16 protein-coding genes are annotated in these 21,431 nt (G+C 70.0%); 11 read left to right on the top strand and 5 right to left on the bottom strand.

Annotated elements, in window-relative coordinates:
* Positions 1-47: 47 nt before the first annotated feature.
* Together YU1_RS29305 and YU1_RS29300 are read right to left on the bottom strand one after the other, a co-directional pair.
* On the bottom strand, positions 48-3,194 hold the full coding sequence (locus YU1_RS29305; protein WP_051356823.1) for a multidrug efflux RND transporter permease subunit: 3,147 nt from the start codon (positions 3,192-3,194) through the stop codon (positions 48-50).
* Positions 3,191-4,330: an efflux RND transporter periplasmic adaptor subunit gene (locus tag YU1_RS29300; protein ID WP_245263319.1), complete on the bottom strand. Its 1,140-nt coding sequence runs from the start codon at positions 4,328-4,330 to the stop codon at positions 3,191-3,193. Before YU1_RS29300 ends, YU1_RS29305 begins: the two co-directional genes overlap by 4 nt.
* Before the next feature lie 334 nt (positions 4,331-4,664).
* Between YU1_RS29300 and YU1_RS29295 the strand changes: the two genes are divergently transcribed.
* The 7 genes from YU1_RS29295 to YU1_RS0112985 all read left to right on the top strand — a co-directional run bounded on the left by YU1_RS29295 (position 4,665) and on the right by YU1_RS0112985 (position 15,172).
* The gene (locus YU1_RS29295; RefSeq protein WP_245263318.1) at positions 4,665-5,183 is read left to right on the top strand and encodes a sigma-70 family RNA polymerase sigma factor; all 519 of its coding nucleotides are present in this window, start codon (positions 4,665-4,667) and stop codon (positions 5,181-5,183) included.
* 3 nt (positions 5,184-5,186) lie between these two features.
* A complete protein-coding gene (locus tag YU1_RS0113010) occupies positions 5,187-5,693 on the top strand; it encodes a hypothetical protein (protein WP_029004454.1) in 507 nt (168 codons plus the stop codon).
* Positions 5,690-6,199 (top strand): periplasmic heavy metal sensor, encoded by a 510-nt coding sequence (locus YU1_RS0113005; RefSeq protein WP_029004453.1) that lies wholly within the window; start codon positions 5,690-5,692, stop codon positions 6,197-6,199. Before YU1_RS0113010 ends, YU1_RS0113005 begins: the two co-directional genes overlap by 4 nt.
* A 36-nt stretch (positions 6,200-6,235) precedes the next feature.
* Positions 6,236-7,516, top strand: coding sequence for an MdtA/MuxA family multidrug efflux RND transporter periplasmic adaptor subunit (locus tag YU1_RS29290; protein ID WP_035715243.1), 1,281 nt, complete (start codon positions 6,236-6,238; stop codon positions 7,514-7,516).
* Positions 7,513-10,602, top strand: a complete 3,090-nt coding sequence (locus YU1_RS0112995; RefSeq protein ID WP_029004452.1) for an MdtB/MuxB family multidrug efflux RND transporter permease subunit — start codon at positions 7,513-7,515, stop codon at positions 10,600-10,602. Before YU1_RS29290 ends, YU1_RS0112995 begins: the two co-directional genes overlap by 4 nt.
* Complete coding sequence (locus tag YU1_RS0112990; protein WP_029004451.1) at positions 10,599-13,844, top strand: efflux RND transporter permease subunit; 3,246 nt, start codon at positions 10,599-10,601, stop codon at positions 13,842-13,844. Before YU1_RS0112995 ends, YU1_RS0112990 begins: the two co-directional genes overlap by 4 nt.
* A gap of 122 nt (positions 13,845-13,966) precedes the next feature.
* Entirely contained in the window at positions 13,967-15,172 is a 1,206-nt protein-coding gene (locus YU1_RS0112985) for a M14 family metallopeptidase (protein ID WP_029004450.1), read from the top strand.
* A 19-nt stretch (positions 15,173-15,191) separates the two neighbouring features.
* Here YU1_RS0112985 and YU1_RS0112980 read toward each other — a convergent pair whose 3' ends face one another.
* The gene (locus tag YU1_RS0112980; RefSeq protein WP_084539842.1) at positions 15,192-15,752 is read right to left on the bottom strand and encodes a TspO/MBR family protein; all 561 of its coding nucleotides are present in this window, start codon (positions 15,750-15,752) and stop codon (positions 15,192-15,194) included.
* A 116-nt stretch (positions 15,753-15,868) separates the two neighbouring features.
* Between YU1_RS0112980 and YU1_RS0112975 the strand changes: the two genes are divergently transcribed.
* Positions 15,869-16,285: a DUF2177 family protein gene (locus YU1_RS0112975; RefSeq protein ID WP_029004448.1), complete on the top strand. Its 417-nt coding sequence runs from the start codon at positions 15,869-15,871 to the stop codon at positions 16,283-16,285.
* On the opposite strand, the gene YU1_RS0112970 is transcribed toward YU1_RS0112975, so the two are convergent.
* Positions 16,264-17,082, bottom strand: a complete 819-nt coding sequence (locus tag YU1_RS0112970) for a DUF1295 domain-containing protein (protein WP_029004447.1) — start codon at positions 17,080-17,082, stop codon at positions 16,264-16,266. The two genes, YU1_RS0112975 and YU1_RS0112970, sit on opposite strands and share 22 nt — an antisense overlap.
* Positions 17,083-17,104: 22 nt before the next feature.
* Complete coding sequence (locus YU1_RS0112965) at positions 17,105-17,785, bottom strand: ChrR family anti-sigma-E factor (RefSeq protein ID WP_029004446.1); 681 nt, start codon at positions 17,783-17,785, stop codon at positions 17,105-17,107.
* Between the two features lie 205 nt (positions 17,786-17,990).
* Here YU1_RS0112965 and YU1_RS29285 point away from each other — a divergent pair, with 205 nt between their 5' ends.
* The 3 genes from YU1_RS29285 to YU1_RS29280 are packed head-to-tail and all read left to right on the top strand — an operon-like array spanning position 17,991 to position 21,368.
* Positions 17,991-19,346 carry an NAD(P)/FAD-dependent oxidoreductase gene (locus tag YU1_RS29285; RefSeq protein WP_051356822.1) on the top strand — a complete coding sequence of 452 codons (1,356 nt, stop codon included), beginning with the start codon at positions 17,991-17,993 and terminating at the stop codon, positions 19,344-19,346.
* Positions 19,343-20,125, top strand: a complete 783-nt coding sequence (locus YU1_RS0112955; protein ID WP_029004445.1) for a DUF1365 domain-containing protein — start codon at positions 19,343-19,345, stop codon at positions 20,123-20,125. The genes YU1_RS29285 and YU1_RS0112955 overlap by 4 nt, the downstream gene beginning before the upstream one ends.
* Before the next feature lie 13 nt (positions 20,126-20,138).
* Positions 20,139-21,368: an SAM-dependent methyltransferase gene (locus YU1_RS29280; RefSeq protein ID WP_084539841.1), complete on the top strand. Its 1,230-nt coding sequence runs from the start codon at positions 20,139-20,141 to the stop codon at positions 21,366-21,368.
* Positions 21,369-21,431 lie beyond the last annotated feature (63 nt).

Below are 21,431 nucleotides of genomic sequence, written 5' to 3'. Positions count from 1 at the left end.
TTTGAGGCGGCCGCCCGTTCCCGCCTGCGCGCACCATCGCCGCCGCGCTATTCGGCGGCGGCCGAATGCACCGTCACCGGCTCGGCCGCCGCCGGGGCGGGCTTGCCCTCCCCGGTGCGCCAGCGGCCGATGGCGCGGCTGAGCCGGCCCATGGCGAGATACACCACCGGCGTGGTGTAAAGCGTCAGCATCTGGCTGACGATCAGCCCGCCGACGATGGCGTAGCCGAGCGGCTGGCGCAGCTCCGAGCCGGTGCCGGAGCCGAGCATCAAGGGCACGCCGCCGAGCAGCGCGGCCATGGTGGTCATCATGATCGGGCGGAAGCGGGTGAGGCAGGCCTCGTAGATGGACTGCTCCGGCGCCATGCCCTCCTCGCGCTCCCGCTGGAGCGCGAAGTCGATCATCATGATGGCGTTCTTCTTCACGATGCCGATCAGCAGCAGGATGCCGATCAGCGCGATGACGCTGAGGTCGTAGCCCGCCACATAGAGGATCAGCAGCGCCCCGAGCCCCGCCGACGGCAGGGTCGAGAGGATGGTCAGCGGGTGGATGAAGCTCTCGTAGAGGATGCCGAGGATGATGTAGACGGCGATGATCGCCGCCAGGATGAGATAGGGCTGGGTGCGCAGGGAATCCTGGAACGCCTGCGCCGTGCCCTGGAAGGTGCCGATGAGGGTGATGGGCTTGCCCATCTCCAGCTCCGCCTTCTGGATCGCCACCACCGCCTGCCCGAGGGCGATGCCCGGCGACAGGTTGAAGCTCAGCGTCACCGCCGGGAACTGGCCCTGGTGGCTGATGGAGAGGTAGGCGGTCTTCGAGGTGTCCACCTTCACGAAGGCGGACAGCGGGATCATCTCGCCGGTGCGCGGCGACTTCACATAGATCTTGTCCAGCGCGGTGGCGTCCTGCTGGAGCTTGGGATCCACCTCCAGCACCACGTGATATTGCGACAGCTGGGTGAAGTATTGCGCCACCTGGCGCTGGCCGAAGGCGTCGTACAGCGTGTCGTCGATCACCTGCGGCTGGATGCCGAAGCGGGCGGCGGTGTCGCGGTCGATGGTCAGCGACACGGTGGGCGCGCTGGTCTGCTGGTCGGTGGCCACGTCCTGGAGCTCGGGCAGCGCCTTGAGCTTGGCCAGGATGCGCGGCGCCCAGCTGTTCAGCTCGGCGAGGTTGGCGTCCTGCAAGGTGTATTGATACTGCGTGCGGGAGGCGCGGCCGCCCACGTTGATGTCCTGCGCCGCCTGGAGGAACAGGTTGACGCCGGTGACCTTGGCCGTCTGCGGCCGCAGCCGGTTGATGATCTGCGTGGCGCTGGCGGCGCGCTCGTCGCGCGGCTTGAGGTTGATCCACATGCGCCCGGTGTTCACCGTCTGCGAGCCGCCGGTGGCGCCCACCGCCGCCGAGACGCTCTCCACGTCCGGGTCCTTGGCGACGATGGCCATCAGCGCCTGCTGCTTCTGCGACATGGCGGCGAACGAGATGTCCTGCGCCGCCTCGGTGAAGCCGGTGATGAAGCCGGTGTCCTGCTGCGGGAAGAAGCCCTTGGGGATCAGCGCATAGAGCGTGCCGGTGGCGGCGATGGTGAGGAACAGGACGCACAGCGTCACGGTCTGGTGGCGCAGCACCCATTTCAGACCGGTGTCATAGGCATGCAGCATGCCGTCGAAGAAGCGCTCGGCGGCCATGTAGGCGCGGCCGTGCTTCACCCCGTGCTCGTTCTTGAGGAACAGCGAGCACATCATCGGCGTCAGCGTCAGCGACACCACCACCGAAACCAGGATGGTGATGGTGACGGTGACCGCGAACTCGCGCAGCAGGCGGCCGACGATGCCGCCCATCAGCAGCACCGGGATGAACACCGCGATCAGCGACACGCTGATGGAGATGATGGTGAAGCCGATCTCGCCCGCGCCCTTGATGGCCGCGTCCATGGGCGAGAGGCCCTCCTCGATGTGGCGGTAGATGTTCTCCAGCATGACGATGGCGTCGTCGACCACGAAGCCCACCGCGATGGTAAGGCCCATCAGCGAGAGATTGTCCAGGCTGTAGCCCAGCAGGTACATCACCGCGAAGGTGCCGATCAGCGCCATGGGCACGGTGATGCTGGGGATGACGGTGGCCCAGACGTTGCGCAGGAAGGCGAAGATCACCGCCACCACGAGGGCGATGGTGAGCAGCATGGTGAGCTGCACGTCGTCCACCGAGGCGCGGATGGTCTGGGTGCGGTCGGTGATGAGGTCGACATTGATGCCCGGCGGCAGCGAGGCTTCCAGGCGCGGGATCATCGCCCGCACCCGGTCCACCGTCTCGATCACATTGGCGCCGGGCTGCTTGAAGACGATCAGCTGGATGCCGCGCTTGCCCCTCTGCCAGGACGCGAGGCGCTGGTTCTCCGGCCCGTCCACGGCGGCGCCGATATCGCGGATGCGGACCGGCGCGCCGTTCTTGTAGGAGATGATGACGTCGTTCCACGGCTGCGAGGCCAGCAACTGGTCGTCCGCATAGATGGTGAAGCTCTGCGTCGGGCCGTCGAAGCTGCCCTTGGGCGAATCCACCGTGGCGCTGGCCAGCACCGTGCGCACGTCCTCCAGGCTCATGCCCAGCGCCGCGAGCTTGGCCGGGTCCACCTGCACCCGCACCGCCGGCTTCTGCTCGCCGGTGATCGCCACCTGGGCGATGCCGGGGATCTGGCTGATCTGCTGCGCCAGGATGGTGTCGGCCAGATCATCCAGCTTGATCAGCGGATAGAGGTCCGACTGCACGGCGATGATGAGGATGGGCGAATCCGCCGGATTGACCTTACGGAAGGTCGGCGGACTGGGGAGGTTCTTGGGCAATTGGCCCGAGGCGGCGGTGATGGCCGACTGCACGTCCTGCGCCGCCGCGTCGATGTTGCGGTTGAGGTCGAACTGGATGGTGATGGAGACGACGCCGAGCGCGCTCGACGAGGTCATCTGCGTCACGCCGGCGATCTGGCTGAACTGGCGCTCCAGGGGCGTCGCCACCGAGGAGGCCATGGTCTCCGGGCTGGCGCCGGGCAGGCTGGCGGACACCTGGATGGTGGGAAAGTCCACCTGCGGCAGCGGCGCCACCGGCAGCAGCGGATAGGCCACCGCGCCGATCAGCACCATGGCCACCATCAGCAGCGTGGTGGCGATGGGGCGGCGGATGAAGGGGGTGGAGATGCTCATGCCCGCTTCTCGCCATTCTCGGCGGTGGTCGCGGCGGGCGGGACCGCCGGCGGCGGCGCGCCCGGCGTCAGGGAGACGCGGGCGCCGGGGGTGAGCCGGAGCTGGCCGTCCACCACCACCTGCTCGCCGCTCTTCAGGCCGCTGGCGATCACGGTGCTCGGCCCGAGCGCCGAGGCCACGGTGACGGTGCGCTTCTCCACCGTATTGTCCGGCTTCACCACATAGACGTACAGGCTGTCCGGCCCGCGCTGCACCACCTGGGACGGCACGGTGACGGCGTCGTGCAGCGTGTCCACCAGCACCTTCACGTTCACGAACGCGCCGGGCCAGAGCTTCTCGTCGTCATTGGGAAACGTCGCCTTGATGCGCAGCGTGCCGGTGTCGGTGTTGATCTGGTTGTCGATCAATTCGACCTTGCCCTCGCCCAGCCGGGTCACGCCGTCGCGCCGGAACGCCAGCACCGGCACCGGGCCGCGGGCCATGGCGGCGATCACGTCGTCCAGGCGGTCCTGCGGCAAAGCGAAGATCACCGAGACCGGCTTCAGCTGGGTGATGACCACCAGCCCGGTGGTGTCGGTGGCGTGGACGATGTTGCCCTGGTCCACCTGCCGCACGCCGGTGCGCCCGGAAATGGGGGCGCGGATCGTGGTGTAGCCGAGCTGCACCTCGGCATTGTCGATGGAGGCCTGGTCGCCCTGCACCGCCGCCTCATACTGCGCCACCAGCGCCTTCTGGGTGTCGAGGGTTTGCCGCGAGACGGCGTTCTTTTCCACCAGCGTGGTGTAGCGGTCCTGGTCCATCCTGGCGTTGGCGAGCTGGGCCTCGTCCTTGGCCTTGGCCGCCTTGGCCTGGGCGAGCGTCGCCTGATAGGTGCGCGGGTCGATCTGGGCGATGACGTCGCCGGCCTTGACCTCCTGCCCCTCGGTGAACAGCACCTTCTGCAACTCGCCGTCCACCCGCACCTTCACGGTGACGGAATTGAACGCCTGCACCGCGCCGATGCCGTTGGCATAGACCGGCACGTCCTGCACGCCGGCCGGGGCGGCCACCACCGGGATCGGTACGCTGGGGGCCTTGGCACTTGCCGCCGGCGTGGGGGCCGCGACGCCGAACCGCCACGCCAGACCGCCTGCCACCACGACCACCGCGGCCAGAACCCATAAAAAACGGCGCATACCGATCGACCCCGGAAGAGGAACCCACCCGTTCAACACCCGCGCGCGCGAAACCCTGCGCGGCCTGCGGCAGGTTCACGCATCCGTGATCACCTTCCCCAGCGCAGGGTTTCCGCCCGAGCCGGGTTAAAGGGGGTGCGGAAGGTCGAGAGGCCGATCCGCCAAAGAGCCGCCCACGTGGCGAAAATGAACCGGGGCGGACCGACGGGATTGAGGAGGAATGCGCCATGGTGCCATTCTGCGACCAGATGTGGCGTCGAGTTTGCGGATGCGAGAGCCAAGCGACGAAGATCTCATGGCGCGCATCGCGGACGGCAACGAGGCGGCGTTCCGCATGCTGTGCGATCGGCACGCCGCCCGCGCGGCCGCCCTCGCGCGGCGCTATCTCGGCAGCGATGCCGACGCCGAGGAGGTGGCCCAGGAAGCCTTCCTGCGGGTTTGGCGCGCGGCGCCCCGCTGGCAGCCCACGGCCAGCTTCCGCACCTGGTTCCACCGCATCGTCGTCAATCTCTGCCTCAACCACCGCCGCCGTGTGCCCCATGCCGCGCTCGACGAGGCGGGTGATCCGGCCGACCCCGGGCCCGACGCCGAAGCCGAACTGGTGGCGCGGCACGAGCGCGCCCGGCTCACGGCGGCCATCACCGCCTTGCCCGACCGGCAGCGCGCCGTGGTGCTGCTCACCTATTGGGAAGGACTGTCCAACAGCCGCGCCGCCGAGGTGCTGGGCACCACGGTGGGCGGGGTCGAGACCCTGCTGGTCCGCGCCCGCAAGGCCCTGCGGGCCCGCCTCGCGCCTCCGGCAGATGGGAGCTAGATCATGACCCTTTCACCCCGCTCCGGCCGCCCGCTGTCCCTGGCGAAACTGGAACATGCGCTGGCCTTGCACGGGCCGGACCTGGCCGACTGGCCGGCGGACCTGCGCGCGAGCGCCGAGCTGACCCTGGCGCGGGACACGGCGGCGCGGGCGCTGCTCGCCGACGCCGAGCGCACCGAGGCGCTGCTCCGCCGGCACCTGACCGGGGCGCTGACGCGCGAGGACGAGGCGTTCGGCCGCCGGGTGGCGGCGCGCCTCGCGACCCTTCCCCTGCCCGCGCAGGACCGCTCCTGGGCGCAGCGGATCGAAAGCTGGCTCGCGGCGGCGGAACTGCGCCCGGCCTGGCCCGGCGTCGCGGCCTTCGCCGCCATGGCGCTGCTCGGCTTCATCATGGGCTCGCATGTGGTGGACGCAGGCTTTTCCTACCGGCCGACGGTGCCCGCCGTGGCCGTGGCGGATGTCAGCGCCATCATGTTCGAACCCGATCCGATCGCGGAGAACGGCCTATGAGCGAGATGTCCCGGCCCAGCGGGCGGCGGGCGCCGTGGCGCCTGCTGCTCGTCGTGTCCCTGGCCTTGAACCTGTTCTTCCTCGGCGCCGCCGTCGCCCTGGTGATCCACAAGTCCGGCCGGCCCGGCCCCATGTCCGCCGAACGGAACCCCGCCGACCGCAGCCCGGCCGCGCGCATCGACCGCCTTGCCGCAACTTTGCCGCCACAGGATGCCAAGGAGGTCCAGGCCCAGTTCACGGCGGTGGAAGCCACCGTCGAGGCGGGCCGGCGTGCGTCCCGCGAGGCGCAGGAGGCGGTGCGCCGGGCGCTGAAGGCCGAGCCCTTCGACCCCGCCGCCGCCGATACGGCCCTGAACGCCCTGCGCGATGCCCGCAGGTCGATCTGGGCCGCCCTGCACGGCGCGGTGATGAAGGCGGCGGTCAACATGAGCCCGGAAGGCCGGGCGCGGCTCGCGGATTGGATTCCGCCGGATGATCCGGTGCGTCCGAAACCCGCGTCGCGCTGACGGCCAACCGAACCATCGTTCAATCAGGTACATCCCATGAATGACCCTCGCCCCCTCCGGGATTTGCAGGGAGAGCCGATTACCCTAGGGGAAGAAAAGCCGCCCCGCCGGCGCTTTCCATGGTCCGCGCTGATCTGCGCCGCGCTCATCGCCCTGGTGGCGGCGGGCTGGTGGATCCGCCCGCAGGAGGCAACCCCGCCGGGCGGCCGGCGGGCCTTCACCGGCCCGGTGCCGGTGGCCACCGCCACGGCCATCTCCGGCAGCCTGCCGGTGACGCTGACCGCGCTCGGCACGGTGACGCCGCTGACCACGGTGACGGTGCGCACCCAGATCTCCGGCCGCCTGACCAAGATCTTCTTCAAGGAAGGCCAGGACGTCAAAGCCGGCGATCCCCTGGCCGAGGTGGACCCGCGCCCCTACGAGGCCGCGCTCAAGCAGGCGCAGGGCCAGTTGGCGCGCGACCAGGCGCAATTGCGCAATGCCGAGCTGGACCTCACCCGCTTCAAGACGCTGGTGTTGAAGAATGCCGCCTCGCAGCAGTCGGTGGATACGCAGGACGCCCTGGTGCAGCAATATCAGGGCACGGTGGAGATGGACCAGGCGCAGGTGCGCACCGCCGAGCTGAACCTGGAATATTGCCACATCGTCGCCCCGGTCTCCGGCCGCCTCGGCATCCGCCTCGTGGACGTGGGCAACTATGTCCAGGGCGGCGACAGCACCGGCCTCGTGGTCATCGCCCAGCTGCGGCCGATCACCGTGGTGTTCTCCCTGCCGGAGGACGTGGTGCCCGCCGTCATGCGCCGCATGAGCGGCGGGGCCGAGCTTCCGGTCACCGTCTATGACCGCAACCGCCGGGCCAAGATCGCCACCGGCAAGCTCACCACCGTCGACAATCAGGTGGACGTGACCACCGGCACGGTGAAGCTGAAGGCCGAGTTCGACAATGAGGACGGCAGCCTGTTCCCCAACCAGTTCGTCAACGTGGACCTCTTGGTGAACACGCTGGACAGCATCGTGGTGATCCCCACCGCCGCCGTGCAGCGCGGCGCGCCGGGCACCTATGTCTATCTGGTCGGGCCGGACAATACGGTCACCGTCCGCAAGGTGACGCTCGGCCCGTCGGCCGGGGACAAGGTGGCAGTGAACGCGGGCCTTGCCGCCGGCGACAAGGTGGTGGTGGACGGCGCCGACAAGCTGCGCGAAGGCTCCAAGATCAGCGAGCCCGACGCGCCGGGCGCCCAGCCGCCGGCCGCCCGGCCGGCGCGCGACGGCGCGGGTGCGGCCGCGCCCCGCCGCCCGCAGGCGAGCGCGCCGTGAACATCTCCCGCCCCTTCATCGAGCGCCCGGTCGCCACATCGCTGCTGATGGCGGCGCTGCTGCTGGTGGGCATCGTGGCGTTCCGCTTCCTGCCGCTCTCGGCGCTGCCGGAGGTGGACTATCCGACCATCGCGGTGCGCACCTTCTATCCCGGCGCCAGCCCCGAGGTGATGACCTCGGCGGTGACCGCGCCGCTGGAGCGCCAGCTCGGGCAGATGCCGAATCTCAAGCAGATGAGCTCGGTGTCCTCGGCGGGGGCCTCCATCATCACCCTCCAGTTCGGCCTCGACCTGACGCTGGACGTGGCCGAGCAGGAAGTGCAGGCGGCGATCAACGCCGCCGGCAACCTCTTGCCCAGCGATCTGCCCGCCCCGCCCATCTATGCCAAGGTCAATCCCGCCGACGCGCCGATCCTGACGCTGGCGGTGACCTCCAAGACGCTGAGCCTGTCGGCGCTGGAGGATCTGGCCGACACCCGCGTCGCGCAGAAGCTGTCGCAGGTGCAGGGCGTCGGCCTCGTCAGCGTCGGCGGCGGGCAGCGGCCGGCGGTGCGCATCCGCGCCAACCTTCCGGCGCTGGCCGCCTATGGCCTCAATATCGACGACCTGCGCTCGACCATCTCCAACGCCAACGTCAACACGCCGAAAGGCAGCTTCGACGGGCCGATGCGCGCCTACACGGTGAGCGCCAACGACCAGATCAAGGACCCGGCGATCTATCGCGACCTCGTGGTGGCCTATCGCAAAGGCGCGCCGGTGCGGCTCGGGCAGGTGGCCGAGGTGGTGGACGGGGCGGAGAACGAGAAGCTCGCCGCCTGGATGGACACCACGCCGGCCATCATCCTCAACGTCCAGCGCCAGCCAGGGGCCAACGTCATCGCGGTGGCCAACGAGGTGAAGGCGCTGCTGCCGGAGCTGACCTCCAACCTGCCGGCGGCGGTGCAGGTGCAGGTGCTGATCGACCGCACCACCACCATCCGCGCCTCGGTGCTGGATACCGAATTCGAGCTGGTGTTCGCCGTCGGCCTCGTGGTGCTGGTGATCTTCCTGTTCCTGCGCAACGTGCCGGCCACGGTCATCCCCAGCCTGTCGGTGCCTTTGTCCATCGTCGGCACCTTCGCGGTGATGTATCTGGCCGGCTTCAGCCTCAACAACCTCTCGCTCATGGCGCTGACCATCGCCACCGGCTTCGTGGTGGACGACGCCATCGTCATGATCGAGAACATCTCGCGCTACGTGGAAGAGGGCATGAAGCCCTATGAGGCGGCGCTGAAGGGCTCCGAGCAGATCGGCTTCACCATCGTCTCGCTCACCGTCTCGCTGATCGCGGTGCTCATTCCCCTGCTGTTCATGGCCGACGTGGTGGGGCGCCTGTTCCGCGAGTTCGCCATCACGCTGGCCGTCACCATCCTGATCTCGGCCGTGGTGTCGTTGACGCTGGTGCCCATGCTGTGCGCCCGCCTCCTGAAGCCGCACGCGCCGGCGCAGGCGGAGCGCAAGCCGGGCTGGTTCGACCGGCTGGTGGCGTTCTACGGGCGCATGCTCACCGTGGTGCTGCGCCATCAGGCGGCGACCCTGATGATCGCAATCGCCACCCTGGCGCTCACCGCCGCGCTCTATGTGGGCATCCCCAAGGGCTTCTTCCCGGTGCAGGACACCAGCCTGATCCAGGGCGTGACGGAGGCCTCGCAGTCCATCTCCTTCTCCGCCATGTCCGAGCGCCAGCAGGCGCTGGTGTCGCAGATCCTGAAGGACCCGGACGTGGTCTCCGTCACCTCCTTCGTCGGCTCGGACGGCACCAACGCCACCTTGAACAGCGGCCGGCTCCAGATCGCGCTCAAGCCGCGCGACGATCGCGCCTCCGGCGTGCTGGAGATCATCCGCCGCCTCAACGACCAGGCCGCAGCGGTGCGCGGCATCGCGCTCTACATGCAGCCGGTGCAGGACCTCACCGTGGACGCCACCGTGGGGCGCGGCCAGTACCAATTCGTGCTGTCCGACACCGACGCCGGCGAACTGGCGAAATGGGTGCCGCGCCTGGTGGACGCGCTCGCCGCCCGGCCGGAGCTGGCGGACGTGTCCAGCAACCTCCTGGACAAGGGCCTCGCGGTGGACATCACCCTCGACCGCGACACCGCCGCCCGCTTCGGCATCACCACCGCCACGGTGGACAATGCGCTGTACGACAGTTTCGGCCAGCGCATCATCTCCACCATCTTCACCCAGACCAACCAGTACCGGGTGATCCTGGAGGCGGACCCGGCACTCCAGGCCAGCCTGAAGTCGCTGGAGCAGGTCTATGTGCCCGCCTCCGGCGGCGGGCAGGTGCCGCTCTCCGCCATCGCCACCATCACCGAGCGCACCGCGCCGCTCCAGGTGAGCCACCTCAGCCAGTTCCCGGCCATCACCTTATCGTTCAACCTCGCTCCCGGCGTGGCGCTGGGCGACGCCGTGCAGGCGGTCGAGCAGGTGGAGGCCGAGATCGGCCTGCCGCGCAGCATCACCACCTCGTTCCAGGGCGCGGCGCTGGCCTTCCAGGGGGCGCTGTCGAACCAATTGCTGCTGATCCTGGCGGCGCTGGTCACGGTCTATGTGGTGCTGGGCGTGCTCTATGAGAGCTACATCCACCCCATCACCATCCTCTCCACTTTGCCCTCCGCCAGCGTCGGCGCGCTGCTGGCGCTGCTCGGCACCGGCAACGAGCTCGACATCATCGGCATCATCGGCATCATCCTGCTGATCGGCATCGTGAAGAAGAACGCGATCATGATGATCGACTTCGCGCTGGACGCGGAGCGCACCCAGGGCCTCAGCCCGCGCGACGCCATCTACCAGGCCTGCCTGCTGCGCTTCCGGCCGATCCTGATGACCACCATGGCCGCCATCCTCGGCGCGGTGCCGCTGGTGCTGGGCGCCGGCGAGGGCTCGGAGCTGCGCGCCCCGCTCGGCATCGCCATCATCGGCGGACTGGTGGCAAGCCAGATCCTGACCCTGTTTACCACGCCGGTGATCTACTTGGCCTTCGACGGCCTCGCCAAGCGGATCGCCCGCTGGAGCGGCCTCAAGCCCGGCCAGGCGCTGCGGTGAACATCTCGGCGCCCTTCATCCGCCGCTCGGTGGCCACCACGCTGCTGACCATGGGCCTCGCGCTCGCCGGGGCGCTGGCCTTCTTCAAGCTGCCGGTGGCGCCGCTGCCGCAGGTGGACATCCCGACCATCATGGTCACCGCCTCCATGCCCGGCGCCAGCCCGGACACCATGGCGGCCACCGTGGCCACCCCGCTGGAGCGCCACCTCGGGCAGATCGCCGACGTCAGCGAGATCACCTCCAGCTCGACGCTGGGCCAGACCCGCATCACCCTGCAATTCGGCCTCAGCCGCGACATCGACGGCGCGGCGCGCGACGTGCAGGCGGCGATCAACGCGGCACGGGCGGACCTGCCGGTGGCGCTGCGCAGCAATCCCACCTATCGCAAGGTGAACCCGGCCGACGCGCCGATCATGGTGCTGGCGCTGACCTCCGACACGCTGAGCCGGGGCCAGCTCTATGACAGCGCCGCCACCGTGCTCCAGCAGAAGCTCTCCCAGGTGAAGGGCATCGGCCAGGTGACCATCGGCGGCTCCTCGCTGCCGGCGGTGCGGGTGGAGATCAACCCGCACGCTTTGTCGCAATACGGCATCGGCCTGGAGGACGTGCGCGCCGCGCTCGCCGCCGCCAACGCCAACGCCCCCAAGGGCGCCATCGAGGCGGGCGAGCAGCGCTGGCAGATCTACACCAACGACCAGGCCAAGGAGGCGGCGGCCTATCGCTCGCTGGTCATCGCCTATCGCAACAAGGCCCCGGTGCGCCTGTCCGACGTGGCGAACGTGGAGGATTCGGTCGAGAACCTGCGCAACGAGGGCCTGTCCGACGGCCGCCCCTCGGTGCTGATCCTGTTGTCGCGCGAGCCCGGCGCCAACATCATCGAGACCGTGGACCGGGTGAAGGACCTGCTGCCGGAGCTCAAGGCCTCGGTCCCCGCCGACATCGACATCACCCTCGCCCAGGACCGCACCGCCACCATCCGCGCCTCGGTGCGGGACGTGGAGCACGCCCTCGTCATCGCCGTGGTGCTGGTGGTGGTGGTGGTGTTCGCCTTCCTGCGCGACGCGCGGGCCGCGCTCATTCCGTGCGTCGCCGTGCCGGTGTCGCTGCTGGGCAGCTTCGCGGCCATGTACCTGCTCGGCTACAGCCTGGACAACTTCTCCCTCATGGCGCTGACCATCGCCACCGGCTTCGTGGTGGACGACGCCATCGTGGTGCTGGAGAACGTGACCCGCCACATGGAGGCGGGCAAGTCGCGCATGGAGGCCGCCCTGATCGGCGCGCGCGAGGTCGGCTTCACCGTGCTGTCCATGACGCTGTCGCTGATCGCCGTCTTCATTCCCATGCTGCTCATGGGCGGCATCGTCGGGCGCTTCTTCCGCGAATTCTCCGTCACTTTGTCGGTGACCATCCTGGTCTCCCTGGCCGTGTCGCTGACCACCACGCCGATGATGTGCGCCTACCTGCTGCGCGAGCGGCGGGCGGAGCGCGCACCGGGCCGGCTGGCGCGGGCCTCGGAACGGGTGTTCGCCGGGGTGATGAAGGGCTACGCGGTCTCGCTCGACTGGGCGCTCCGGCATTCGCTCTTCATCCTGCTGCTGCTCGGTGGCATCGTCGCCCTCAACGTCCACCTGTTCACGGTGGTGCCGAAGGGCTTCTTCCCGCAGCAGGACACCGGCCAGATCGTCGGCGGCATCCAGGCCGACCAGAGCATCTCCTTCCAGCTCATGCGCCAGAAGCTCGCCCGCTTCGTCGCCATCATCAAGGCCGACCCGGCGGTGGCCAGCGTGGTGGGCTATACCGGCGGCGGCCAGACCAATTCCGGCTATGTCTTCGTGGCGCTTAAGCCGCTGGAGGAGCGCGACGCCAGCGCCGACCAGGTGATCGCCCGGCTGCGCGGCAAGCTCACCAGCGTGCCCGGCGCCACCCTGTTCCTCCAGGCCATGCAGGACGTGCGCGCCGGCGGGCGCCAGTCCAACGCGCAATACCAGTTCACGCTGCAAAGCGACGACCTGGAGACGCTGCGGCTGTGGACGCCCAGGATCACCGAGGCGCTCAAGCGCATTCCCGAGGTGGTGGACGTCAATTCCGACACCCAGGAAAAGGGCCTGGAGGTGGATCTCGACATCAACCGCGACACCGCCGCCAAGCTGGGGCTCACCATGAGCCAGATCAGCAACACGCTCTACGACGCCTTCGGCCAGCGGCAGGTGTCCACCATCTATGCGCCGCTGAACCAGTATCACGTCATCATGGAGGTGGCCCCGGCCTATTGGCAGGACCCGCGCACGCTGGACGACATCCGCATCTCCACCAGCGGCGCGGCGCTGGCCGGCAGCGCCTCCACCGCCGCCATCGCCAATGTCACCGGCGTGGCCGACACCACCACGGATGCGGTGCGCAACGCCAATACCAACCGCATCGCCAACACCACGCGCTCGGGCACCTCCACCGGGGCGGCGGTGAGCACGCGCTTTTCACCCTCCGTGCCGCTGTCCGCCTTCGCCAGCTTCGGGCCGGGCTCGACGCCGCTGGCGGTGAACCACCAGGGCCTGTTCGCCGCCACCACGCTGTCGTTCAACCTGCCGGAGGGCAAGACGCTGGGCGATGCGGTGGAGGCCATCCACCGCACCATGGCGGAGATCGGCGTGCCGTCCACCGTGCACGGCACCTTCCAGGGCACGGCGCGGCTGTTCCAGCAGTCGCTGTCCAGCCAGCCCATGCTGATCCTGCTGGCGCTCGCCACCGTCTATGTGGTGCTGGGCATCCTGTACGAGAGCTACATCCACCCCATCACCATCCTCTCCACTTTGCCCTCCGCCGGCATCGGCGCCATCCTGGCGCTGATCGTGTTCAAGACCGAGTTCAGCCTGATCGCCATGATCGGCGTGATCCTGCTGATCGGCATCGTGAAGAAGAACGCCATCATGATGGTGGACTTCGCGCTGGACGCGGAGCGCAACCGGGGCCTCGCCCCGCGCGAGGCGATCCGCGAGGCCTGCATGCAGCGCTTCCGGCCGATCCTCATGACCACGCTCGCCGCCATCTTCGGCGCGCTGCCGCTGGCGCTGGCCACCGGCACCGGGGCGGAGATGCGCCAGCCGCTGGGCATCTCCATCATCGGCGGCCTGCTGGTGAGCCAGGTGCTGACGCTCTATTCGACCCCGGTGGTCTATCTCTGGCTCGACCGCCTGCGCCGGCGCGACCGCCGCGCGCCCGCGCTGGCCCGGCTCATGGGCAGCTAGGGACCGCGCGGAAGGCGGGCGCGCGCGGCGCGCCCTTATGCGTGAAGGGGAAGCGATCTATAGTCGGGGCGCAGGCCGCGGTCTGAACACGGCTTCTTTTTCGCACAGCGAGGGCCTCCGCCATGCCGAACGGACCCGAAGACCGCCTCGACCGCCGCGACTTCATGATGGCGTCATTTGCGACGGTGGGCGCATCGGCGGCCCTGGTGGCCAATGCGGCGTCCGCCAACGCCCAGGCGGCCGCGACGCCTTCCGCCGGCCCGGCGGCGGGCGGATCGTCGGCGACGGTCTATACCGGCGACACGATTGAGGGGAAGAAGGTCGTCAGCGCCCTCGACGTCAACGACCTGGAGGCCGGGCGGAAGCACCTGCTGTATTTCCAGGGCGTGGAGATGCCCGGCGGGCAGCACTGGTACGTGTCCGTGACGGTCGCCAAGGGGGCACGGCCCGGCAAGCGCGTCGTGCTGGTGAGCGGCGTGCATGGCGACGAGATGAGTTCCATCCATACGGTCCAGAGCGTGATGAACCAGCTCGATCCGGCGCGGATGGCGGGGACGGTGATGGCGGTCACGGACGTGGCCCGCCCGGCCCTTGAAGGCATGCAGCGCCGATGGCCCAATTCCGGCCGGGGCAACGATCTGATCGACATGAACCGGGAATGGCCGGGCAACGAGACCGGCGCGACCGCGCCCAGCCGCCACGCCGGGCTCCTGTTCAACCGGCTGCTGCGGCCCAATGCCGACGTGGCGATCGATTTCCATACCGGCACCACCGGCTTCGACGTCAGCGCGTTCAATATCGCCGGCATGGACGTGGCCGCAGTCAAGGCGATGGTGGAGCTGTATCCGGTCGGCCAGATCTTCGACAATCACGTCTATCCCGGCGTGCTGCACAATGCGTTCGTGGACGCCGGCATCCCCTCCTTCTGCGCGGAGGTCGGCGCGGCGCGCAGTCTCGACCTGGAGATGATCCAGCTGTTCGTGGAAGGCACCCTGAACGTCCTCAAGCACCACGGCATCCTGGCCGGGCCGATGGGGCGCACGGGCAAGGACGTGGCCGTCTTCGTCGGCAACAGCGCGTTCCCGATCCTCGCCACCCACGGCGGGCTGGTTGAGCATCTGGTCAGGTTGAACGACAAGGTCACGGCCGGACAGAAGGTGGCCATCCAGCGCAACGGCTTCGGCGAGGTGGTCGCGGAGTATACCAGCGGCGTCGCCGGCGAGGTCACCGGCCAGCGCAGCGACGCCCTGGCCGAGCCCGGCAATCCGCTGGTGTTCATCCTGTTCCATGCGGCGGCGCCGGGCGGCAGCGAGACCTACCCAGAGTGACGCTGCGCGGGCGCGCTGTTCAGCCGTTCAGCCGCCAGATGCCGAAGTTCAGCAGGCTGGCGAAGGCCACCCAGGCGGCGAGCGGCACCAGGCACCAGGCGGCGGGCCGGTCCACGCGGCGGAAGGCGGCGATGGTGGCGAGGATGAGCAGCCATTGCGGGATGATGTTCACCAGCCCGAGCAGCGGGCTGTGCAGGTGGAAGAACATCCACGACCAAGCGGCGTTGAACGCCAGTTGCACGAAGAACAGCACCAGCGCCGCCGCCCGCCCCGGCGTGCCGGCAGGCAGGCGCAGGATGCGCCACGCCGCATAGGCCATGAGCGCGAACAGCAGCGTCCATGCCGGGCCGAACGCCCAGTTGGGCGGGTTGTAGGCGGGCTTGGCCAATCCCGCGTACCAGGGCGCGAGATTGGGAAGGGTGGCGACCTGCCCGACGATGGAGGTCGCCGCCACCGGCACGATGGCCAGCGCCAAGGCACGCAGGCCCGCCAGGGACAGCAGCCCCGCCGGCTCGGCTGCCCCGTGCTCCGGTCGCGCGGGGTCCGGGGTCGCGCGCCCGTGGGCGTCCGGTTCGGTCATGGCTCGGATACTCCGTGGTTTCGTGCTTGAACGCCGCCGCCGCGCCGCTTGATCCGCAAGGCGCGCGGCGCCGTACCAAGGGCGTGGCGCGCGCCGCGGGCGCGGAAGGAGGACGAATGGGCATCTATGCGCTCGCTTATGCCGCGACGGCCGTCGTGTTCCTCGCCGCCGACGCGCTCTGGCTCACCGTCATGGGCGCGCGCTTCTACAAGCCGCTGATGGGCGACATGGTGCTGGAGGCGTTCCGGCCGGCACCGGCTGTCGCCTTCTATCTGATCTATGTGGCCGGAATCGTGGTGTTCGCCATCGCGCCCGCCCTCGGCAGCGGCCGCTGGACCACGGCGCTGCTCAACGGCGCGCTGCTCGGCCTGTCCGCCTATGCCACCTATGACCTGACCAACCAGGCGACGCTGAAGACCTGGCCGCTGGCCCTCACATTGGTGGACATGGCCTGGGGCACGGCGCTGACCGCCACCGCCGCCAGCCTCGGCTTCCTCATCGCCCGGGCGCTTCATCGGCTGCTGCCCGGCTGACGGGGCGGACCGGGGAAGAAGGCGTTGACCCGGGCCTGATAGGCGCGGAACGCATCGCCCCGCGCGCGCAGCATGTGCGCCTCCAGCGGCGGAATGCCGGAGACATGCACCAGCAGCACATACATGAAGGCCGGGCCGGACAGGGCGACGAGCCCGTAGGGATAGTGTGCGAGGCCCTGGAGCGCGATCGCCGCATAGCCCAGCCAGCCGAGCCACTGGAAGACATAGTTGGGGTGGCGGGACCAGGCCCACAGGCCGGTGTCGCACACCTGCCCGCGCCGGGCGGGATCGGCCCGGAAACGGGCGAGCTGGCGATCGGCGAGGCCCTCGCCGAGGATCGCGGCCAGCAGGATGAGGGTGCCGGCGGCGTCGAACGGCCCGAGGCCGGGCGCGGGGTTGCGCGCCGCCGCGAGGATGCTCAGCGCCAGCAGGACCGCGCTCGCCGCCTGGACCTGGAGGAACAGGAACAGCTGGCTGCGCGCCTGCGCGCCCCATGTGGCGCGCAGGTGCGCATAGCGCGGGTCGTCGCCCCCGCCATGGGTGCGGCGGGCGATGTGCAGGCCGAGCCGCAGCGACCACAGCGCCACCAGGGCGGCGACCAGCAGCTGGCGTTCCGTCATCGGCCCCGCCCCCGCCACCGGCGCCAGCGCGGCGGCGAGCCCGGCGGCGCCCAGGGCGAAGCTCCAGATGCTGTCGATCCAGCCGGAGCGGCCGCTCGCCAGCGCCACCGCCCAGGCCGCCGCCATGGCGAGGGAGAGGGCGAGCGCCAGCAGCAGGATCAGCAGCGGATAGGTCATGCCTGCCCCTTTCGCGCCCGGCTCACAGCCCGCCGAACGGCGCCGTCAGGCGCCCCAGCAGGCCGTGGAAGCGCATGCGCCCCTCCAGCGCGGTGACGCAGATGCAGTCCACGCCGGGATCGCTGATCGGCTGGTGGTCCACCTCGCCGTCCGCCTCGGAGAAGTCGCCCGGCAGGAAGCGGTCGTGGCCGTCGCAGAAGGAGCCGTGCAGCACCAGGGTGAATTCCGCGCCGCTGTGGCCGTGCTCGGGGATCTTGCATCCGGGGGCGATGCGCAGCAGGCGGGCGGTGGCGCGGGGCTGGGCGGGGACGATGATGCGGCAGGAGCGCACCCCCGGGCCCAGCCACATCCAGCGGCCGAACTCATAGGCCTTCAGCGAGGCCGGCAGGACGATGTCGCGCGGCTGGCGGCGCGGGAGCCGCCGGGCGGGCCGGGCCGGGGCCGGCAAGGCGGCAAGCGCGGCGCAATGTTCGAGCGCCTCGCCCGCCAAGGGGGTGGGCGGGAGCGCGTCGAGGATCGCCCCGCCGGCGGCGCGGAAGGCGGCGAGCCGGGCGCGGCACGGCGCGCACAGGGCAAGGTGGCTCTCCGTCACCACCGCAGGTCCCGCCGCGAGGCTGCCGGCGGCATAGGCCAGGAGGGTCTCCTCGCTCGGATGATGACGGCGCGGCGCGGTCTCGCCCGCCGTTCTGGCCTGCTGCTGCATGTCTCGCTTCGCGCCCTTGCGTGCCGGACGGCTGCCCGCCCCGCCCGGCGCAACCACCCGTTCTTACGCAGCCGCACTGCCGCTGGATCAAAGCCGGGCACAGGTGATCCGCGCGCGGCATGGTGCCGTAGGATGATGCGAGGCCGTTGCATCGCCGGCCCCGCCCGTCCGGGTGGAAGCGTTCTTCACATCAGAAGGCTGTGGCATGACCTTGGCGTCCTTCCCGGTGCCGACCGGCCCCGTTCTGCGCGTCGCGGTGGTCGGCAGCGGCATCTCGGGCCTCGCCGCCGCCTGGCTGCTGGCGCAGCGCCACGAGGTGACGCTGTTCGAGGCGGACGCCCGCGTCGGCGGCCACAGCCACACGGTGGACACCGCCGCCGGGCCGGTGGACACCGGCTTCATCGTCTATAACGAAGCCACCTACCCCAATTTGACGGCGCTGTTCGCCCATCTCGGCGTGCCGACCAAGGCCTCGAACATGTCGCTGGGCGTATCGCTGGACGGCGGGCGGCTGGAATATTCCGGCGACGGCCTCGCCAGCCTGTTCGCCCAGCGGCGCAACCTCGCGAGCCCGCGCTTCTGGCGGATGCTGCGCGACCTCGCCCGCTTCTACCGCGAGGCCCCGGCCCATGCCGGCCAGTTGGAGGAGACCACGCTCGACGACTATCTGTTCGCCGAGGGCTACGGCAAGGCGTTCCGCGACGACCATCTCTACCCCATGGCGGCGGCGATCTGGTCCACGCCGGCGGCGGCCATCGGCAGCTATCCGGCGGCGGCCTTCATCCGCTTCTGCGTCAATCACGGCCTGCTCCAGATCCGCGACCGGCCGGTCTGGCGCACCGTGGCGGGCGGCAGCCGCGCCTATGTGGAGCGGATCACCCGGCCGTTCGCCGACCGCATCCAGCTGAACCGCCCGGTGCGCGCGGTGCGGCGGGCGGCGGGGATGGTGGAGCTGGTGGACGGCGCCGGCACGACGCAGCGGTTCGACCATGTGGTCATCGCCACCCATGCGGACCAGGCGCTGCGCATGCTGAGCGACCCGACGCCGGCCGAGCGCGGTCTGCTGGGCGCCTTCCGCTACACCGGCAACGAAGCGATCCTGCACGGCGACCCGACGCTGATGCCGAAGCGCCGCAACGTCTGGTCGAGCTGGAACTACCTGTCGCAGACCCAGGGCGACCACAAGCTGCTGTCGGTGACCTACTGGATGAACCGCCTCCAGGGCCTCCCGGACGCGACGCCGCTGTTCGTGACCCTGAACCCGGCGCACGAGCCGGAACCGGCGTCGGTGCTGCACCGGGGCGACTATGCGCACCTCATGTTCAACAGCGCCGCCCTCGCCGCGCAGAAGCGCCTGTGGTCGCTCCAGGGGGTGCGCAACACCTGGTATTGCGGCGCCCATTTCGGCGCCGGCTTCCACGAGGACGGCCTCCAGGCGGGCCTTGCGGTCGCCGAGGCGCTCGGCGGCGTGCGCCGGCCCTGGCGGGTGCGGGACGAATCCGGGCGCATCTCGCTCCCGCCGCCCGCAGCCCCCGCCCGCGCGCTGGAGCCGCTGGCATGACCGGCGCCGCCTCCGCGCTCTATGCGGGCGCGGTCATCCACCACCGGCTGCGGCCGCGTGTGCACCGGCTCAATTACCGCATGTTCTCGCTGCTGCTCGATCTCGACGAGATCGACGGCCTCGCCGCCCGGCTGCGGCTGTTCTCGCGCAACCGCTTCAACCTGTTCTCCTTCCGCGACGCCGATTATGGCGACCGTTCCGGCGCGCCGCTGCGCGGGCAGGTGGAGGCGCACCTGCGCGCCGCCGGGCTGGAGGCCGCGGGCGGCGCGATCCGTCTGCTGACCATGCCGCGCATCCTCGGCTATGCGTTCAATCCGCTCAGCGTCTATTTCTGCCATCGCCGCGACGGCGCGCTCCAGGCCATCCTCTATGAGGTGAGCAACACGTTCGGCGAGCGGCACGGCTATCTCATCCCGGTCGGCGACCCCGACGCCGTGCCCATCCGCCAGACCACGGCCAAATGCTTCTACGTCTCGCCCTTCCTGGACATGGGGCTGACCTACAGCTTCCGCGTGGTGCCGCCGGGCGGGCGCGTGGGCATCGCCATCGCGGTGCGCGACCGGGACGGGCTGCTGCTCTCCGCCGCGCTGGCCTCCACCCGCGCCGAATTGTCCGACCGCGCGCTGGCCCGCGCCTTCCTCGCGTTTCCCCTGCTGACGCTGAAGGTTATCGGCGGTATCCATTGGGAGGCGCTACGCTTGTTCCTGAAGGGAATCGGCCTGCGCCGCCGCCCTGCCCCACCCGATCACCCGGTGACCATTTCCCGTCCCGAGACCTAGGAGGTCTGACAGTATGTCCGTCAACAGCGACAGCCGCCATGTCGAGGTGTCCGAGCCCAGCGGCCGGATGGCGCGGGGCATCGGTCCCTACGTCCTCAAGCGCCTGCTGTCGCGGCTGGAAAGTGGCAGCCTGACGGTGGTGTTTCCCTCCGGCGCCCGCCTGGAGCACCGCACCGCGCGCCCCGGCCCCGAGGCGACGCTGGCGATCCATGACTGGCGGGCGTTCCGCCGCTTCGCGGCGCGCGGCGGAGTGGGCTTCGCGGAAGCCTACATGGCGCAGGAATGGACCAGCCCGGACGTGGCGGCGCTGATCGAACTGGCGGGGGCCAACGTGGCGCGGCTGGAGGAGGCGTTCGGCGGCTCGCTGCCGGTGCGCCTGTTCCGCCGCATCGGCCACGCCCTGAAGGCCAACACCAAGGCCGGCAGCCGCCGCAACATCGCCTTCCATTACGATCTGGGCAACGACTTCTACCGCCTGTGGCTCGACCCCAGCATGACCTATTCCAGCGCGCTCTACGCCGCGCCGGACCAGTCGCTGGAGGACGCCCAGCAGGCCAAGCTCACGCGCATCGCCGAGTTGCTGGAGCTCGGCGGCGGGTCGCAGCGGGTGCTGGAGATCGGCTGCGGCTGGGGCGCGCTCGCCAGCCGCCTCGCCCGCGCGGGGGCCCATGTGACCGGGCTCACCCTATCGCAGGAGCAGCTCGCCTATGCCCGCGCGCTGGTGGCCGAGCAGGGCCTCGCGGAGCGCGTGGACCTGCGGTTGCAGGATTATCGCGACGTGGATGGCACCTTCGACCGCATCGTCTCCATCGAGATGCTGGAGGCGGTGGGCGAGCAATACTGGCCGGCCTATTTCGAGACGCTGAAGGCCCGCCTCGCCCCCGGCGGCGTGGCCGTGCTCCAGGTCATCACCATCGACGAGGCGCGCTACGAGGACTATCGCATCAGTCCGGACTTCATCCAGCACTACGTCTTTCCCGGCGGCATGCTGCCGACCAAGGCGATCATGGCCGAGCAGGTGGCACGGGCGGGACTGCGCCTGGAGGCGGTCGAGCCGTTCGGCGCCAGCTATGCGCTGACCCTGGCTGAATGGCGGCGGCGGTTCCACGCCGCCTGGCCGGAGGTGGAACGCCTCGGCTTCAACGCCACCTTCCGCCGGCTGTGGGACTATTACCTCGCCTATTGCGAGGGCGGCTTCCGGTCTGGGGTGATCGACGTCGCCCTGTACAAGATCCGCGCCTGAGCGCCCGCCGAGGCGAAGCGGGGCGGGGCTGGCGCCCTGCCCCCTTGCGGGGGAGGGAGGGCG

The sequence above is a fragment of the Azorhizobium doebereinerae UFLA1-100 genome (genome assembly GCF_000473085.1).
GTDB lineage: Bacteria > Pseudomonadota > Alphaproteobacteria > Rhizobiales > Xanthobacteraceae > Azorhizobium > Azorhizobium doebereinerae.
The sequence above is the reverse complement of the archived record's forward strand: the minus strand, read 5'-3'. Positions and strand labels throughout refer to the sequence as shown.

Coding starts and splice junctions, on each gene's coding strand:
- YU1_RS29305 (WP_051356823.1), bottom strand. CDS start 3,194: ATGAGCATCTCCACCCCCTTCATCCGCCGCCCCATCGCCACCACGCTG.
- YU1_RS29295 (WP_245263318.1), top strand. CDS start 4,665: ATGGCGCGCATCGCGGACGGCAACGAGGCGGCGTTCCGCATGCTGTGC.
- YU1_RS0113010 (WP_029004454.1), top strand. CDS start 5,187: ATGACCCTTTCACCCCGCTCCGGCCGCCCGCTGTCCCTGGCGAAACTG.
- YU1_RS0113005 (WP_029004453.1), top strand. CDS start 5,690: ATGAGCGAGATGTCCCGGCCCAGCGGGCGGCGGGCGCCGTGGCGCCTG.
- YU1_RS29290 (WP_035715243.1), top strand. CDS start 6,236: ATGAATGACCCTCGCCCCCTCCGGGATTTGCAGGGAGAGCCGATTACC.
- YU1_RS0112985 (WP_029004450.1), top strand. CDS start 13,967: ATGCCGAACGGACCCGAAGACCGCCTCGACCGCCGCGACTTCATGATG.
- YU1_RS0112980 (WP_084539842.1), bottom strand. CDS start 15,752: ATGACCGAACCGGACGCCCACGGGCGCGCGACCCCGGACCCCGCGCGA.
- YU1_RS0112975 (WP_029004448.1), top strand. CDS start 15,869: ATGGGCATCTATGCGCTCGCTTATGCCGCGACGGCCGTCGTGTTCCTC.
- YU1_RS0112970 (WP_029004447.1), bottom strand. CDS start 17,082: ATGACCTATCCGCTGCTGATCCTGCTGCTGGCGCTCGCCCTCTCCCTC.
- YU1_RS0112965 (WP_029004446.1), bottom strand. CDS start 17,785: ATGCAGCAGCAGGCCAGAACGGCGGGCGAGACCGCGCCGCGCCGTCAT.
- YU1_RS29285 (WP_051356822.1), top strand. CDS start 17,991: ATGACCTTGGCGTCCTTCCCGGTGCCGACCGGCCCCGTTCTGCGCGTC.
- YU1_RS0112955 (WP_029004445.1), top strand. CDS start 19,343: ATGACCGGCGCCGCCTCCGCGCTCTATGCGGGCGCGGTCATCCACCAC.
- YU1_RS29280 (WP_084539841.1), top strand. CDS start 20,139: ATGTCCGTCAACAGCGACAGCCGCCATGTCGAGGTGTCCGAGCCCAGC.